Source organism: Streptomyces sp. URMC 127 (assembly GCF_051386535.1).
Classification (GTDB): Bacteria; Actinomycetota; Actinomycetes; order Streptomycetales; family Streptomycetaceae; genus Streptomyces.
This window is the reverse complement of sequence record NZ_JBPQTW010000069.1, coordinates 15,614-29,635: the sequence shown is the minus strand read 5'-3', so window position 1 is coordinate 29,635 and position 14,022 is coordinate 15,614. Positions and strand designations below refer to the sequence as shown.

The 14,022-nt window shown below is 71.1% G+C and carries 16 protein-coding genes; 4 read left to right on the top strand and 12 right to left on the bottom strand.

From position 1 onward, the window contains the following. The 11 genes from ACSNOH_RS16785 to ACSNOH_RS16735 form a co-directional block, all read right to left on the bottom strand. Positions 1–441, bottom strand: a 441-nt coding sequence (locus ACSNOH_RS16785) for an amidase family protein (protein ID WP_436722150.1), incomplete at its 3' end; no start/stop codon positions are given. Between the two features lies 1 nt (position 442). Beyond that, complete coding sequence (locus ACSNOH_RS16780; protein ID WP_436722145.1) at positions 443–754, bottom strand: hypothetical protein; 312 nt, start codon at positions 752–754, stop codon at positions 443–445. Next, positions 744–2,252, bottom strand: a complete 1,509-nt coding sequence (locus tag ACSNOH_RS16775; protein WP_436722144.1) for an aminopeptidase P family protein — start codon at positions 2,250–2,252, stop codon at positions 744–746. Before ACSNOH_RS16775 ends, ACSNOH_RS16780 begins: the two co-directional genes overlap by 11 nt. Before the next feature lie 35 nt (positions 2,253–2,287). Beyond that, a complete protein-coding gene (locus ACSNOH_RS16770) occupies positions 2,288–3,280 on the bottom strand; it encodes an ornithine cyclodeaminase family protein (RefSeq protein ID WP_436722143.1) in 993 nt (330 codons plus the stop codon). After that, positions 3,277–4,539, bottom strand: a complete 1,263-nt coding sequence (locus ACSNOH_RS16765; protein ID WP_436722142.1) for an aminotransferase class I/II-fold pyridoxal phosphate-dependent enzyme — start codon at positions 4,537–4,539, stop codon at positions 3,277–3,279. Before ACSNOH_RS16765 ends, ACSNOH_RS16770 begins: the two co-directional genes overlap by 4 nt. Continuing rightward, positions 4,536–5,495, bottom strand: coding sequence for an alpha/beta hydrolase (locus ACSNOH_RS16760; protein ID WP_436722141.1), 960 nt, complete (start codon positions 5,493–5,495; stop codon positions 4,536–4,538). The genes ACSNOH_RS16765 and ACSNOH_RS16760 overlap by 4 nt, the downstream gene beginning before the upstream one ends. An 8-nt stretch (positions 5,496–5,503) precedes the next feature. Next, positions 5,504–6,433 (bottom strand): hypothetical protein, encoded by a 930-nt coding sequence (locus ACSNOH_RS16755; protein WP_436722140.1) that lies wholly within the window; start codon positions 6,431–6,433, stop codon positions 5,504–5,506. Positions 6,434–6,494: 61 nt separating this feature from the next. Then, positions 6,495–7,343 carry an HpcH/HpaI aldolase/citrate lyase family protein gene (locus ACSNOH_RS16750; protein WP_436722139.1) on the bottom strand — a complete coding sequence of 283 codons (849 nt, stop codon included), beginning with the start codon at positions 7,341–7,343 and terminating at the stop codon, positions 6,495–6,497. Next, positions 7,340–8,293, bottom strand: coding sequence for an isopenicillin N synthase family dioxygenase (locus ACSNOH_RS16745; protein WP_436722138.1), 954 nt, complete (start codon positions 8,291–8,293; stop codon positions 7,340–7,342). The genes ACSNOH_RS16750 and ACSNOH_RS16745 overlap by 4 nt, the downstream gene beginning before the upstream one ends. Positions 8,294–8,307: 14 nt before the next feature. After that, positions 8,308–8,850 (bottom strand): MaoC family dehydratase, encoded by a 543-nt coding sequence (locus ACSNOH_RS16740; RefSeq protein ID WP_436722137.1) that lies wholly within the window; start codon positions 8,848–8,850, stop codon positions 8,308–8,310. Beyond that, positions 8,847–10,529: a 2-isopropylmalate synthase gene (locus ACSNOH_RS16735; protein ID WP_436722136.1), complete on the bottom strand. Its 1,683-nt coding sequence runs from the start codon at positions 10,527–10,529 to the stop codon at positions 8,847–8,849. Before ACSNOH_RS16735 ends, ACSNOH_RS16740 begins: the two co-directional genes overlap by 4 nt. A 618-nt stretch (positions 10,530–11,147) precedes the next feature. On the opposite strand from ACSNOH_RS16735, the gene ACSNOH_RS16730 reads away from it, so the two are divergent. Both ACSNOH_RS16730 and ACSNOH_RS16725 read left to right on the top strand, forming a co-directional pair. Next, positions 11,148–11,915: a 2OG-Fe dioxygenase family protein gene (locus tag ACSNOH_RS16730; protein WP_436722135.1), complete on the top strand. Its 768-nt coding sequence runs from the start codon at positions 11,148–11,150 to the stop codon at positions 11,913–11,915. Further along, positions 11,915–12,364, top strand: coding sequence for an N-acetyltransferase family protein (locus ACSNOH_RS16725; RefSeq protein ID WP_436722134.1), 450 nt, complete (start codon positions 11,915–11,917; stop codon positions 12,362–12,364). Before ACSNOH_RS16730 ends, ACSNOH_RS16725 begins: the two co-directional genes overlap by 1 nt. 37 nt (positions 12,365–12,401) lie before the next feature. Here ACSNOH_RS16725 and ACSNOH_RS16720 read toward each other — a convergent pair whose 3' ends face one another. Beyond that, positions 12,402–12,842, bottom strand: a complete 441-nt coding sequence (locus ACSNOH_RS16720; RefSeq protein WP_436722133.1) for an Lrp/AsnC family transcriptional regulator — start codon at positions 12,840–12,842, stop codon at positions 12,402–12,404. A gap of 79 nt (positions 12,843–12,921) precedes the next feature. On the opposite strand from ACSNOH_RS16720, the gene ACSNOH_RS16715 reads away from it, so the two are divergent. Then, positions 12,922–13,668, top strand: a complete 747-nt coding sequence (locus ACSNOH_RS16715) for an AzlC family ABC transporter permease (protein WP_436722132.1) — start codon at positions 12,922–12,924, stop codon at positions 13,666–13,668. Beyond that, positions 13,661–14,005, top strand: coding sequence for a branched-chain amino acid transporter permease (locus tag ACSNOH_RS16710; protein ID WP_436722131.1), 345 nt, complete (start codon positions 13,661–13,663; stop codon positions 14,003–14,005). Before ACSNOH_RS16715 ends, ACSNOH_RS16710 begins: the two co-directional genes overlap by 8 nt. Positions 14,006–14,022: the final 17 nt, after the last annotated feature.

Here is a 14,022-nt window from a genome sequence, read left to right as displayed (position 1 = left end):
GGGCGGGACGGGCAGGTCGAAGCTGGGGCCGCCGACCGCGAACTCGAACGTGGTCAGCTTGCCCAGCCCGACCGCGCCCCCGGCGCGCAGGCGGCGCTCCACGGTGCTGTCCGTGCGGGCCACGTCGCCGGTCCGCAGCCACGAGGCGTTCGTGGTGGGCACCCCTTCGGCGTCGAAGATGTCCTTCAGCGCGTACGGGATGCCGTGCATCGGGCCGCGGTCGGTGCCGGACCGCAGGTCGCGGTCGGCCGCCGCGGCACGCTCCATGGCGGCCTCCTCCGTCACCAGGATGAAGGAGTGCAGCGCGGGGTCGAGCCGCGCGATGCGGTCGAGGGCGTGCCGGGTGAGCTCGGCGGAGGTCAGCTCACCCGACCGCAGGAGCGCCCCCGCCTCGGGAACGGACAGCTCGTGCAGTGCCGTTGCCTGCCGAGCCGAGGGCATGTCAGGCACCCGGTCTCTCCTCGTCGTTGCCCGTACGGTCGTCCGTGTTGCTCGTACGGTCGTCCGTGTTGCCCGTACGGTCGTCCGTGCCGGGACGCCGGCCGGTGTCCACGGCGCGCAGCAGCGCCGTCATGTCGCGCAGCCCCCGGTAGCCGGCCAGGACGCCGCCCTTGAGGTCGGCCGGGACCTCGATGCCCAGCCGGCCGGTCATGGCGTCGAACTCCGCCTCGGCGGCGGACTCCGCCGCGGCAGCGGGGTCTACCGCTGCCGCGGGGTCCGCCGCGAGGGCCGCGCCGGTCGCGTCAGTTGCCATCGAGGCCCGGCTCCCGGGGGCCCGCCTCGCGCTGGGCGGCGAGCCAGGACTCGACCTCGTGCGCCTCGGTCGGCAGCGCCGCGGTCAGCAGGCGGTTGCCGGTCGCGGTGATCAGGACGTCGTCCTCGATCCGCACGCCGATGCCGCGCAGCTCCTCGGGCACCAGCTCGTCGTGCGGCTGCAGGTAGAGGCCGGGCTCCATGGTCAGGACGTGGTTCTCGCGCAGGACGCCGCCGCCGTAGTACTCGGGGCGGGCGTGGCCGCAGTCGTGGACGTCCAGGCCGAGCATGTGCCCGAAGCCGTGCAGCGACCAGCGGCGGTACGCGATGGACGCCGGGTCCATGGCCTCCTCGACGCTGCCCTTGAGGATGCCGAGGCTGCTCAGGCCCTCGGCGAGCACGCGGTTGCAGGTCGCCTGGATCTCGGTGAAGGCGACGCCGGGGGCCATCTTGGCGAGGCCCGCGGTCCGCGAGGCGTGGACGATGTCGTACACGTCGCGCTGGGCCTTGGTGAACGTGCCGGAGACCGGCAGGACGCGCGTGATGTCCGCGGTGTAGCCGTTGTTGTTCTCGATGCCCATGTCCATGAGCAGGATCTGCCCGGGCTCGACGACGGCGTTGTTGTGCGACCAGTGCAGGATCGTGGAGCGGGGGCCGCCGGCGGCGATGGAGCTGTAGCCCAGGCTGTTGCCGGCGATGCGGGCGCGCCAGGTCATGATGCCCTCGATGTACCGCTCGGGGGTCGGGGCGTCGGGGCGCAGGCGCCGGGCGATGTCCTCGAAGCCGAGGATGGTGGCGTCGACCGCCTCCTGCAGCTGGGCGATCTCCCACTCGTCCTTCTCCAGCCGCAGCTCGGACAGGACGCTGGCGAGCATGGCGTCGCGCTCGGTGTTCTCGGCGGTGACGGGCAGCGCGCCGCGCTGCAGCCCGCCGTCGATGTGCGTGTCGTAGCCGCGCAGGACCCGCACCCGGTCCGAGGTCGCCAGCGACGCGAGGACCGCGGGCAGTTCGCCCAGGGGGCGCGTGGCGATGCCGAGGATGGCGGACTTCTCCTCGGGGGAGAGGCGCCGGCCGTGCCAGATCTCGCCGTCCATCCGGTCCAGGTAGTCGGCGCCGGCCGTGTGGTTCAGGCGGGGCTGTACGTAGAGGACGGCGTCGTGGCCGGTGGCCGTCGCGTGCATGACCAGGACGGCGTGCGGCTCCTGATCGCCCGTCAGCCACAGGAAGTCGCTGCCGGCCCGGAACTCGTACGGGGCGCCGAAGGTGCGCGAGCGGTGGCTGCCCGTGGGGATCACGAGGGTGTCGCCGGGGAAGGCCGCGGAGAGCAGCTCCCGGCGGCGGGCGAGGTGCTTGACCTGCGGGACCGGCGTGAGGTCGATGCCGTCCTCCTCGCGCCAGCCGGTCGCCATCAGGTCGAGGAACTTCTGCGGGATCCGCGCGTCGTGAGCGCCCGAGATCTCCTCGCGCCCGATGTTCGCCCGGTTCGCCTTGCTTGCCATGCGTTTCCCTCCCTTGGTCGGGGGCGTACCGGCGGTCACGGGGCAGCACCCGTCAGCCGGAAACCCTCGATGTCGTCGTGCCCTGCCAGATGGGCACAAGTGATCAAATCAAGATACGCGCACCCGGTCGAGGCGAAGATCGTCCCCCGCCTCGTGAACTCCCCGGCGCCCGGGGCGAAGAGGGCGTCGAGCTCGATCGCTGCGGCGTGGCTCTCGCCCGCCTCGGCGATCGCCGTGCGCAGGTCCTCGACGATCACGGTGCTGCCGCGGAGCAGCTCGGCGGACACCTCGCGCGACTCGGTGGTGTGCGCGCCCATGCAGTTGATGTGCGCGTGCGCGGGCAGGCCGGACCCGATCGGCAGCGGGCGGACCGAAGTGGTCGCCGTCGACAGGATGTCGGCGCCGCGGGCGGCGTCCTCGGCCGAGCCGGCCACGACGACGTCGGTCTTTCGGCCTGCGGCGGCGGCCGCCGCTTCGATGTCGCGGGCGAAGGCCGCCGCGCGGCCGGCGTCGCGGGACCAGACCCGGACCTCCGCGAGGTCGCGCACGGCCGACACACCGAGGTACTGCTGGCGCGCCTGGACGCCGGAGCCGATGATGCCCAGGACGCGGCTGTCCGGTGCGGCGCACCGGTCCGTCACCAGGGCCGTCACGGCCGCGCACTTGAGGTTGGTGACGGTGTCGCCGTCCAGTGTGCCCAGGTAGCGCCCGGTGGAGGCGGAGAAGACGGGCACGACCGAGGTGACGGTGGCGCGCCGGCCCGGCACGGGGGAAGCCACGATGGTCGCGACCTTGTTGACGTAGAGGTCGTGGTCGGGGGACACGGCGGGCATCGAGATGAACTTCGCGCCCGCCGCGTCCTCGACGGTCTCCCGCGGCGGGACGAGCATCCGGCCGACGGCTCCGCTGCACAGGGCGTCGCGCATGGCCCCGGCCAGGGACCGGACGAGCGCCGGGGACGGCGCGGGGGAAGCCCCCGGGGCCCCGGGCGCCGCCGCGCGGTCCGCCATCCGCATGCAGTCCGTCATGCGGGCCCGTCCAGCACGTCGTCCAGCACCTCTTCGAGGACGGTGACGAAATCCTCCGTCATCGCGGTGGTCATGTCGCCGCGCAGCATGAGCCGGACACCGGCCTGTCCGCGCGGGACGACTGGGAAGAACATCGCCGAGCAGTAGTAGCCGCGCCGGTAGAGCTCGGTGGACAGCCGCACCGCCTTCTCGTTCTCGCCGACCGTGACGAACTTGATGTGCGATCCGGTGCCGCGGACGTCGCGGCCCTTCATGCGCCGGTCGAAGGTCGCGATGTTCTCGGCCAGCTGCCGCTGGCGCACGCCGAGCTCCGGGGAGCGGTGGACGGCGATGCTGCCCAGGGTCGTGCCGATCGCGCCGGTGCGCAGCCCCTGGGACCAGCCCATCGGGCCGGAGCGGTAGAGGAAGTCGAAGACGCTCGACGAGCCGAGCATGGCGATGCCCCCGGTGCTGCCGAACGCCTTGGCCGTCGAAGCGACGATCATGGTGCGTTCGTCGAGCTCGCGGAAGACCGAGCGGGCGTAGCCCTCGCCGTTCGGGCCCTGCGTTGAGAGGGCGTGCGAGTCGTCGAGGTAGACGTACATCCCGTACTTCTCCTGCAGGGACTTGATGCCCTCCAGGTCGGCGAGGCCGCCGGTGGAGTACGCGCCCTCGCAGACGTAGGCCACGCGCGGGTACTTGCGGCACACGTCCTCAAGGAACTGCATGTCGTTGTGCGGGCTGGTCAGGACCATCGTCTCGTCGGCCACGACCGGCTTGACGAAGTTCATCGAGAAGTGCGCGAACCGGTCGAAGACCATGACCAGCGGCTCGCTGCCGGTGAGGTGTCCCGAGGCCAGCAGGGGCAGCACGGCGGCGCTGGTCACGCCGCAGGAGATCGACGGCAGGACGGGCCCGCCGAACAGGTCGGCGAGCTCCTCCTCCAGGCGGTGCGCGGCCTCCAGGCGGATCCGGAACTCGGCCATGGCCAGCCCGGTGATCTGCTCCTCCCGCAGGGCCGCGACGCCGGCCTCGACGACGGTGGGGTGGCTGTTGAGGCCGAGGTAGGAGCACGAGGAGAGGTTGAGGAACTCGTGCCCGGTGCGGACGTCGCGCAGCCGGTTCTGGCCGCCCGTCGCGTCGACGCGGATGCCGAGCATGCCGTGGTCCCCGGCGAGCTTCCACGCGGCCTCGCCGGCCGGGACCATGCGCTGGTTGTTGCGGAACCGGTGCGGTCCCATCACCGTCTCGGCCTCCGGGCCGGTCACGGTGTCGCTCATGAGGTTCCCTCGTTCCGTGCGCCCTCGCCGGGCGCCGCCGTGCCGGGTTCGCGCAGGAAGGCGCCCAGGCGCGCGAGCGCCTCGCGGGCCTTGGCCAGGCGCGAGTGGTGCAGGTGCCAGACGTGGACCATGCCGGGCCAGACCTCCAGGGAGACCGGCGATCCGGCGGCGGCCAGCTTGGCCGCGAACCGCTCGGAGTCGCTGTGCAGCATCTCCCGCTCGCCGACCTGGATGAGCACCGGCGGGAAGCCGTGCACGTCGCCGTAGTGCGGGGAGGCGTACGGGGTCTCGGGGGCGTTCCCGGCGAGGTAGGCCTCGGCGACGTCGTCGACCACCGACCGGGACAGGAGCGGGTCGATGTCCTCCTTCGTCGTGAACGTCTCCCCCGTGCCCGCCAGGTCCGTCCAGGGCGAGACGACGGCGGCGGCCGCCGGCACGGGCAGCCCGCGGTCGCGGACGGCGAGCAGGGCCGCCAGCAGCAGGCCGCCGCCGGCGGAGTCGCCGGCCACGACGACCGACGCGGGGTCGCGGCCCTCGTCCAGCAGGGCCGCGTAGACGGCCACGGCGTCCTCGACGGGCGCCGGGAACTTGTGCTCGGGGGCCCTGCGGTACTGCGGGTGCAGGAAGGCGCAGCCGGCGCTGCGCGCGGCCTCGGCGACCATGCTGCCGTGGCTGGTCTGCGAGCCGAAGACGTAGCCGCCGCCGTGCAGCCAGATGCCGATGCGCTCCGGGTCGGCGTCCGGCGGGGTGAGCAGGTAGGCGGGGACGCCGCCCACCTCGCGCTCGGTGACGCGGACGTCCGCCGCCACGGGGGTGCCCCACTGGTCGTAGAACTCGCGGCCTTCGAAGAGGTCCTCGGGCCAGTCGTCCGCCTTCAGCATCTCCAGCAGGTCCGCCAGTTCGGCGTCGTCGGCGGGGCTCATGGCCGGTACGTCCGGCCGGTGCACCAGTGACATGAGGGGCCTCACTTGCCGGACGCGGCGGGGCTCTGGGCGGCGAGAGCGGTGTCCACACCCCGGTGGTAGCGGTTGTGGTCCGGGGTGTCCAGCTCCGGGACCTTGACCTTCACCTCGGGGATGTCCAGCCGGTAGTGGCGGTACCAGTTGTTGAGGTTCTCGCCGTCGGTGAACTGCAGCTCGATGTGGCGCAGCGGGCGCTTGCCGGGCTTGGCCGGGTCGGCGAGGCGCGGCGTCGAGCCGGCGTGGGCGAGCCCGCCGTCGACCTCGTTGTTGAGGACGACCATGACCATGTCGTCGAGCAGGTCGACGTCCACGGCGACGGCGTGGCGGGCGAGGACCGCTTCGGCGTGCTCCTGCTTGACCGCGACGTTGTAGCTGTGCGGCATGAGCTCGATCAGGTCGGCGGGGTCGACGCCGTTCTCGCGGCAGTACGCGGTGGTGTCGCACACGATCGGCAGGCCGCCGTCGATGTTGGTGTTGGGGCCGTAGACGTTGCCGATGAAGGTGGTCGCGGAGTCGAAGTGGACGCACTTGGTGGTCAGGAACTCGCGCGACTCGGTGTGGTCGGAGTTGGGCGTGAAGCTGGTGTTCTTGTTGAAGCCGTCCACGTCCATGCTGGCGACCTGGTCGTAGCCCATGGGCAGGGGCGAGTGCTTCGCGGGGTCGACCTTGGCGGCGAAGGCGCGGAAGACGGCTTCGAAGTAGTCGCGCACGGCGGCGGCGTCGGCCTCGCGGTGGATGTCCAGGCCGTGCCGGGCGAGCAGGGCGCTCGCGCCGTGGCAGACGGCGACGCCGGCGCCGTCGGCGACCAGCTCCACGAGGCGTGCGATGAGCTCGTCGGGGACGCCGGTGAAGCGGCCGTCCGCCAGCTCGGCGGGGTAGGCGGAGACGTCGACCATGGCCTGGTTGACAACGTCGGTCATCGGGGTGCTCACAATGTCCTCCATGGGTGCCGGTGCGGCCGTACGGGCCGGGGCCGGCGTCACGTTCGGTGGGTCAGCGGACCGGGCGGGCGATGCCGTCGTGCAGCGCGAGCATGCGCCGGGCCCGCAGGACGAAGGGCGGGGCGAGCACCCTGTCCTTGCTGACGGCGAAGCCGCGCTCGTCGGCCTCGTAGTCCTTGATGGTCTGCCGGTACTCGTCCAGCTCCGCCGCGGGGACGCTGAACGTCTCGACGATCGTTGCGACCTGCTTGGGGTGGATGGCGGCCTTGCCGGTGAAGCCGCACTGCCTGGAGGCCTCGCACTGGGCCCGGACCACGTCCATGTCCCACAGCTCGAAGGAGTTGGTGTCGATGACCGGCAGGCCGTAGCGGGAGGCGGCCACGCACATCCGGGACCGCGCGTGGGCGAGGTAGGCCTCGTCCTGGGCCCACATCTCCGCGACGAGGTCGGCCTGCCCGAAGCACAGCCCCTCGCTGGCCGCGGCGATGTCGAAGGCGTTCTCGACGGCGTCCAGCGTCTCGATGAAGCTGCAGATCTCGGGCGGGTCGTCCAGGCGGGACAGCAGGGAGCGGTAGATGGCGACGTCGCGGCCGGCGGCGACCTTCGGCACCAGCACCGTCTGCAGGGGCAGGCCGCCGATCCGCCCGCCGAGGGCGAGGATGGTCTGGATGTCGAGGAGGCCGTCCGGGGTCTCGATGCTGTTGATGCGCATGGAGACGCCGCCGAGGCCCGTCCCGGTCAGGTCGACGGTGCCGAGCTGCTCGCGGGCGGTGGGCTTGGCGTCCTTCGGGACCGAGTCCTCCAGGTCGAGCACGAGCGCGATCGATTCCCGGGGCACGTTCTTCAGCAGCGTGTCCACGCGGGACGCCGGGACGTAGAACAGGCACGGGTCGACCTTCACGAGCGGGCCTCCCGTCCGAAGAGGGCGTCCATCTTCTGCAGCGAGAAGGTCTCGTAGCGGATGGGCTCGTACTTCGCGGGGCGCTCCCGGGTGAACTTCGGGAAGGCCTCGATGACGGCGTCGTCGTTGGCGAGCTTGAAGAAGACGATCGACTGGCGCGGGCGGTCCACGAGCCGCACGCGGTGCGGCGTCGAGACGTACTCGTCGTTCGACCAGCGCGCCATGAGGTCGCCGATGTTGACGATGAAGTGGTCGCGCTCGGGGACGTCCACGTCCAGCCAGGTGCCGGACAGGTCGCGCAGCTGCAGGCCGGGGCCGTCCTCGGTGAGCAGGGTGATGAGCGTGCCGTCGGTGTGCTCGCCCATGCCCTGGTCGTTGAGGAACTCCTGCTGCACGCCGGGGTAGTACTGCGAGCGCAGCGAGTCGTTGGAGCGGTCCGTGCGGGTGGCGAAGAAGTCGCGCGGGAGCTCCAGGGCGATGGTGAGCAGCTCGGTGACGCGGGCGGCGACGGTCTCGCAGGCGGCGAAGTAGGTCTTGAGCGCGGCGCGCAGGGCGCGTCCCTGCTCGTCGGCGGGGAAGGGCAGGTCCTCGGAGTCGTCGAGGACGAGCCGCCCGACGCTGAACTTCTCGACGTAGTCGGCGGGCATGCCCTGCTTGCCGGTGTACGCGTAGGCGTTCTCCGTCAGGAGCGCGCTGTAGCCGTAGGGGCTGTAGTCGTTGTCGCCGCGGGCCGTGCTGGTGCGCATCGGCAGGGCGTCCTTCTCGGCCGCGGGCCGGCGGAAGAAGCCGAGCGACAGGTCGTAGGCGTCGTCGAAGACCTTCCGGTCGATGCCGTGGCCGCGGACGATGAAGAAGCCGACCTCGGTGCAGGCCCGGGAGATCTCGTCGGCGACCTTCTCCTCGTCGCCGTTCAGGGCGTCTGCCAGGTTGATCACCGGTAGGACGGTCATGGGCGTCTCCTGTCTCAGGACTGGGGATCGGTGGCCGGGGCGGCCGGGGTGCCCGGCCAGCGCATCGCCGCGAGGACGGTGCGGTCGAACTCGATGACCTGGACGCCGTCCTGGTTGCGGCCCACGGTGTGGACGGTGACGATGCCCTCGCCGGGCCGGGAGGCGGACGGCCGCTTGCCGGTGATCGTGGTCTCGGCGTAGAGGGTGTCCCCGACGAAGACGGGGGCGCTGAGCCGCACCTTGTCCCAGCCGAGGTTGGCGACGGCGCGCTGGCTGATGGTCTTGACCGTCATGCCGTTGACGATGCCGAAGGTCACCAGGCTGGACACGAGCAGCTTCTTGAACTGCGTCCCCGACGCGTAGACGTCGTCGATGTGGAGCGGGTGCAGGTTGAGGCAGAGCAGCGAGCTCCAGATGTTGTCCGTGGTGGTGATCGTGCGGCCGGGGCGGTGCTCGAAGACGTGGCCGACCACGTAGTCCTCGTAGGCCAGGCCCGTGTCCTCGCGGAACCGGCCGGGCTCCAGCTCGACGTAGGCCGGCAGGGCCGGGTCGCTCATCGGGTTCCCTCCTTCGGCCCGGCCGGCTGCGGCTCGGGCGCACTGACGCTGTCGGCGGGCAGGGCACCGCTGCGGTGCAGGGCCGAGCGCACCGCCTGCTGGGCGGCCGTCCGGGCCGTTGCGCCCAGGCCCACGCCCCACACGGGCCGGTCCTCGATGAGGATCCGGGCGTAGCAGGCGTGCGCGGCGCCGGTCGCGGGTCCGGCCGCGTCGTGCTCCAGCCGGTCGGCTTCGGCCCGCACGCCGTGCGCGCGGGCGGCGGCCAGCAGGGCGTCCGCCGCGTCGCCGGGGGCGGTGTCCGGGTGGGTGCCGGGCTCGGTGAAGCCGGCCCAGCCGCCCGGGTCGCAGTACTGCGCGCGGAAGGTGTCCCAGATCCGCTCGGGCTCCAGCTCGGCGCCGGTCGCGTTGGTGACCTGCTGGATCGCCGCGGCGAACTCGACGCGGAGCGGGACGGGCAGGTCGAGGCCCCAGCCGGTGCGCAGGAGGTAGGCGATGCCGCCCTTGCCCGACTGGCTGTTGACGCGGATGATCGCCTCGTAGCTGCGGCCGATGTCCTGCGGGTCGATCGGCAGGTAGGGCACGTCCCAGGGCAGCTCCGCGGGGGCCCGGCCGGCGGCCGCGGCCTGGTCGCGCAGGTGGGCCAGGCCCTTGGCGATGGCGTCCTGGTGGGTGCCGGAGAAGGCGGTGAAGACGAGGTCTCCGGCGTAGGGGTGGCGGGGCGGCACGGCCATCTCGGTGCACTCCTCGACGGTCCGGCGGACGGCCGGGAGGTCGGAGAGGTCGAGCTGCGGGTCGATGCCGCGGCTGAAGAGGTTCAGCGCCAGGGTGATCAGGTCGACGTTGCCGGTGCGCTCGCCGTTGCCGAAGAGCGTGCCTTCGACGCGGTCGGCGCCCGCCGCCAGTGCGTACTCGGCCGCGGCGACCGCGGTGCCGCGGTCGTTGTGCGGGTGGACCGACAGGATGATCGCGTCCCGCCGGTCGAGGTTGCGGTCCATCCAGGCGATCTGGTCGGCGAAGACGTCCGGCGCGTGCATCTCGACGGTGCTCGGCAGGTTCAGCGTCAGCGGCCGCTCCGGCGTCGCGTCGACGATCTCGGCGACGGTGTTCGCGATCTCCAGGGCGAAGCCGGGCTCGGTGACGTTGAAGGTCTCGGGCGAGTACTCGAAGCGGATGTCGCCGCCGGCCCGCTCGGCCAGCCGCACCATGCGCTCGGCGCCGTCGCGGGCCAGCTTGATCACCTCGGACGGCGTCATCCGGAAGACGACCTCGCGCCACAGGCAGGCGGTGGCGTGGCAGAGGTGGACGACGGCGCGGTCCGCGCCGCGGATGGCCTCGAAGGTGCGGTCGATGGCGTCGGGGCGGGCGGCGGTGAAGACCGAGACGGTGACGTCGTCGGGTATGTGGCCACCGGTGACGAGGTGGCGCACGAAGTCGAACTCGGCCTCGGCGGCGGAGGGATAGCCGATCTCGATGTCCTTGAGACCCAGGCGCACCAGCAGGTCGAACATCGTCCGCTTGCGTTTGCCGTCCATCGGGTTGGCCAGTGCCTGGTTGCCGTCCCGCAGGTCCACCGAGCTCCACAACGGCGCCCGGTCGAGCGGGCGGTCGAGCCACGCGCGCGGCGCGCCGGGCCCGGGCAGCTCCTGCGGTGCGGCGCGCCGGTAACGGTGGACCGGCATTCCGGAAGGCTGCTGGGTATTCCACCAGGGTTGGCCGGCCGGCCGGCCGACGGCAGACGACGACGCCCTCATAAATTCCCCCTCGGCATACCTGTGCGCTACTACGAACAATGGAACTCCCGGGCTCGTGCTCACCCGAGCGAAGGGGATGGCCGGGACTACGGGCCAAAGAACGGGCGGCCCGGACCGGCAGAAGAGAATTCCCCCGTATAGCGACGGCGGCGAGGCCCCGCACCCTGCGCACTATTGCGGCCTGTTGGGGGTTAATTCCCTCGCTCCGCAGCGAACGTATCGACCGGGGTTCAGCACTGTCAAGGGACCGGCGGTGCCGCACTTATCGGCGCACTTAACACACCGGCGCGGGACGGAATTTTTCGCGACACGAAAGCGGAATCCAAAATTCAGAGCATGTGAGGCAAGCCACTCTGGCCAATACTGTGTCACAAAGCGCGGCGGACATAAGCGGACATCGACCCCTAATCCCGCTTTCCCTATGTCTCAGTATACGGACAAGATCTTGTTCGCCGCCGCGGGGCCGCGCCTAACGTGATCTTGCCGTTGCAGGAGAGGGATTCCCTCAATGACCACCGGCGAGGGCATCGCCGGGGGAGGACCGTCATGTCGAATAGCAGCGTTCCCCAGTCCATTGCACGGATCGGCGTCGACTGCCGCGAAGAACTGCGCGAGCAGCGGTACGCACTGATACCCGCCGGAAATCTGCGGCTGTCCGCCGAACTCCAGGACGCCTTCGCGGAGATGGCGGCCTCGTGGGACCGGCTGGATGCCGACCCGCACTTCGGCGGCGGCGACCGCGCCACCCGCACCCGCCGCTACAGCGACTTCGATTACGTGCCGGCCACCGGGGAATTGACCCCGCGCAGCCACGTCGCGTACCTGCAGAGCGAGGAGATGAACTCCTTCGTCGGCGGCCTGGAGCGCCACTTCGGCGACGTGGAGCCCGCCATCGTCGAGAACCCGCTGTTCAAGGCGCTGGTGGAGTTCGACTTCGACAGCCTGCCGATCGAGGAGGAGTACCGGTCGCGGAAGTGGATCTGCCAGATCCACCAGATCCGCATCGTGGTGAACCCCGGCAGGACCTACGAGGTCGTGCCGGAGGGCATCCACTCGGACGGCTACCCCTTCGCCGGGCTGCACCTGATCGGCCGCACCGACATCGACGGCGGCGAGAGCACCGTCTTCACCTGGGAGGAGGAGCCGCTGGCGAAGGCCACCTTCCTCGACCCGCTGGACACGCTGATCTTCGAGGACCGGAAGATGAAGCACCACGTCACGCCGATCAGCGCGCCGGCCGACCGGAAGGGACAGCGGGACGTGCTCGCCATCTCCTTCTCGCTGCCCGGCTCGCCCTACGAGACCGTGGTCTGATGAGTGCGACGGCAGTGCGCGAGACCGTCGGGGTGGCCTCGCATCCGATGACCCCCGGTGACATCCCGGATGTCATCGGCCTGCTGCGCGCGGCACCGCAGACGGCCTACTGCGAGTGGGAGGACGACCGCCTGCTCGGGCAGCACCTGGCCCAGGCCTCGGACCTCTGCCGGGTGATGCGCGACGCCACGGGCCGCGTCGTCGCCGCCGTCATCGCGGGCAGCTACGGCGTGCGCGGCACGATCAGCCACGCCGTGGTCGCCCCCGAGCACCGCCGCTCGCGCCTGGCCCGCAAGCTGGTCGCCGACACGCTCGCGGCGTTCCGGGAGCGCGGGGTGCGCAGGGTCTTCCTCTTCGTCCACGACGACAACGAGGCCGCCGTGCGCCTGTGGACCGCGTCCGGCTTCTCGCGCACCACGGGCGAGAGCACGCTGGAGCGCGACCTGTAGCCGGCGCTCCCCGGCGCCCTCCGGCGCCCACCGGTGCCTACGCGCGGGGCTTGACCACGCGCATGGTGAAGTGGGAGCTGACCCGGGCCACGGCCGGCAGGTCCATCAGCTTGGCGGTCAGGAAGCGCTCGAAGGACTCCAGGTCGGCGACGGCGACCCAGATCAGGTAGTCGGGCAGCCCGAAGAGGCGCCGGCACTCGACGACCTCGTCGAAGGAGGCCACCTTCTCCTCGAACGCCTCGACGTTCTCCCTGTTGTTGACCCGCAGCTCCGCGGTGACCATCACCTCGAAGCTGCGGCCCGCGGCGACGGGATCGATGCGCGCGCGGTAGCCGGTGATCACCCCCTCCTGCTCCAGCCGCTTGACCCGTCGCAGCACCGGGGAGGGGGTCAGGCCTATGCGCTCGGCGAGCTGACTGTGGGTCAGCCGCCCGTCCTGCTGCAGGTGCATGATGATTGCGCGATCGAGCTCGTCCATGCAGGAATCATGCCCAGCAGGCCCTGGCGGGGCAATATCCGGCAATCAAAATGCGCCTGTTTCGCACTAATATTGCCTCATGGAAACGACGTCACCTGACATACGCCGGGTGCCCACCGGCGACGCGGCCCCGGACGAGGGGCCGGGGAATCTCGCCGACGCACTGAGGGACACCATTTCCGTGGGAATCGGCATGGTTCCGCTCGGATTCGCCTTCGGCCTGCTGGTCATCCAGTCCGGGCTCGAATGGTGGTGGGCGCCGGTGTTCTCCGTGATGATCTACTCGGCATCACTGGAGTTCCCCGCCCTTCCCCTCATCCTTTCCATGACGTCGCTGCCGCAGCTGGCCGTCACCGCATTCCTGGTCAATTTCCGGCACGTCTTCTACGGCCCGGCCTTTCCCCTGCACCGGGTGCGGGGGAAAGCCGCGAAGACCTACAGCATGTACGCCCTGACCGACGAGGCGTACGCCCTGACCGCCACCCGGCCGGCCGAGTCGCTGAGCAGCGGCCGGATCCTGTGGATCCAGGTCCTCCTGCAGTCCTACTGGGTGCTCGGCGGCATCACCGGCGCCCTTTTCGGTGCCCTCATCTCGCTCGATCTGGCCGGACTCGAATTCTGCATGGCCGCCCTGTTCACGGCGCTCGCCATCGACACCTTCCGGGCCGGGCGCGACATCCCCTCACCGCTCCTGGCACTGGGCTGCGCGCTGGTGGCGCTGGCCGTCGCGCCCGGCCAGATGCTCGTCGTGGCCATGAGCCTGTTCGCGGCCACCCTCGTCGTCCGCTACCTGATGCACCGGGGGAAGGAGACGTCCCGTGCCTAGTGCCGTCCACATGATCGCCGCCCTGGCGACGATGCTCGCGGTCACCTTCATGCTGCGCGCCCTGCCCTTCGCCGTCCTCAAGACGCTGCGCAGCTCCGCCCTGGTGGCGGACGTCATCGACTTCCTCAACCGGTACATGCCCGTCGGCATCCTGGTCATCCTGGTGACCTACAGCCTGCGCGACGTCTCCCTGGCCGCTGCCCCGCACGGGGTCCCCGAGGCCCTGGGCCTCGGGGCGACCGCCGGACTGCACCTGTGGAAGCGCAACCTCGTCCTGAGCATCACCGGCGGGACCGCGGTGTACGTGCTGCTGGTCAACCTGGTCTTCAAGACCTGACGTGACTTCAGCTCCTG

Excerpts from the sequence above, each read along its gene's own strand:
- ACSNOH_RS16730 (WP_436722135.1), top strand. The coding sequence starts at position 11,148 with ATGTCGAATAGCAGCGTTCCCCAGTCCATTGCACGGATCGGCGTCGAC.
- ACSNOH_RS16745 (WP_436722138.1), bottom strand. The coding sequence starts at position 8,293 with ATGACCGTCCTACCGGTGATCAACCTGGCAGACGCCCTGAACGGCGAC.
- ACSNOH_RS16765 (WP_436722142.1), bottom strand. The coding sequence starts at position 4,539 with ATGAGCGACACCGTGACCGGCCCGGAGGCCGAGACGGTGATGGGACCG.
- ACSNOH_RS16770 (WP_436722143.1), bottom strand. The coding sequence starts at position 3,280 with ATGACGGACTGCATGCGGATGGCGGACCGCGCGGCGGCGCCCGGGGCC.
- ACSNOH_RS16720 (WP_436722133.1), bottom strand. The coding sequence starts at position 12,842 with ATGGACGAGCTCGATCGCGCAATCATCATGCACCTGCAGCAGGACGGG.
- ACSNOH_RS16735 (WP_436722136.1), bottom strand. The coding sequence starts at position 10,529 with ATGCCGGTCCACCGTTACCGGCGCGCCGCACCGCAGGAGCTGCCCGGG.
- ACSNOH_RS16725 (WP_436722134.1), top strand. The coding sequence starts at position 11,915 with ATGAGTGCGACGGCAGTGCGCGAGACCGTCGGGGTGGCCTCGCATCCG.
- ACSNOH_RS16780 (WP_436722145.1), bottom strand. The coding sequence starts at position 754 with ATGGCAACTGACGCGACCGGCGCGGCCCTCGCGGCGGACCCCGCGGCA.
- ACSNOH_RS16740 (WP_436722137.1), bottom strand. The coding sequence starts at position 8,850 with ATGAGCGACCCGGCCCTGCCGGCCTACGTCGAGCTGGAGCCCGGCCGG.
- ACSNOH_RS16760 (WP_436722141.1), bottom strand. The coding sequence starts at position 5,495 with ATGTCACTGGTGCACCGGCCGGACGTACCGGCCATGAGCCCCGCCGAC.
- ACSNOH_RS16775 (WP_436722144.1), bottom strand. The coding sequence starts at position 2,252 with ATGGCAAGCAAGGCGAACCGGGCGAACATCGGGCGCGAGGAGATCTCG.
- ACSNOH_RS16715 (WP_436722132.1), top strand. The coding sequence starts at position 12,922 with ATGGAAACGACGTCACCTGACATACGCCGGGTGCCCACCGGCGACGCG.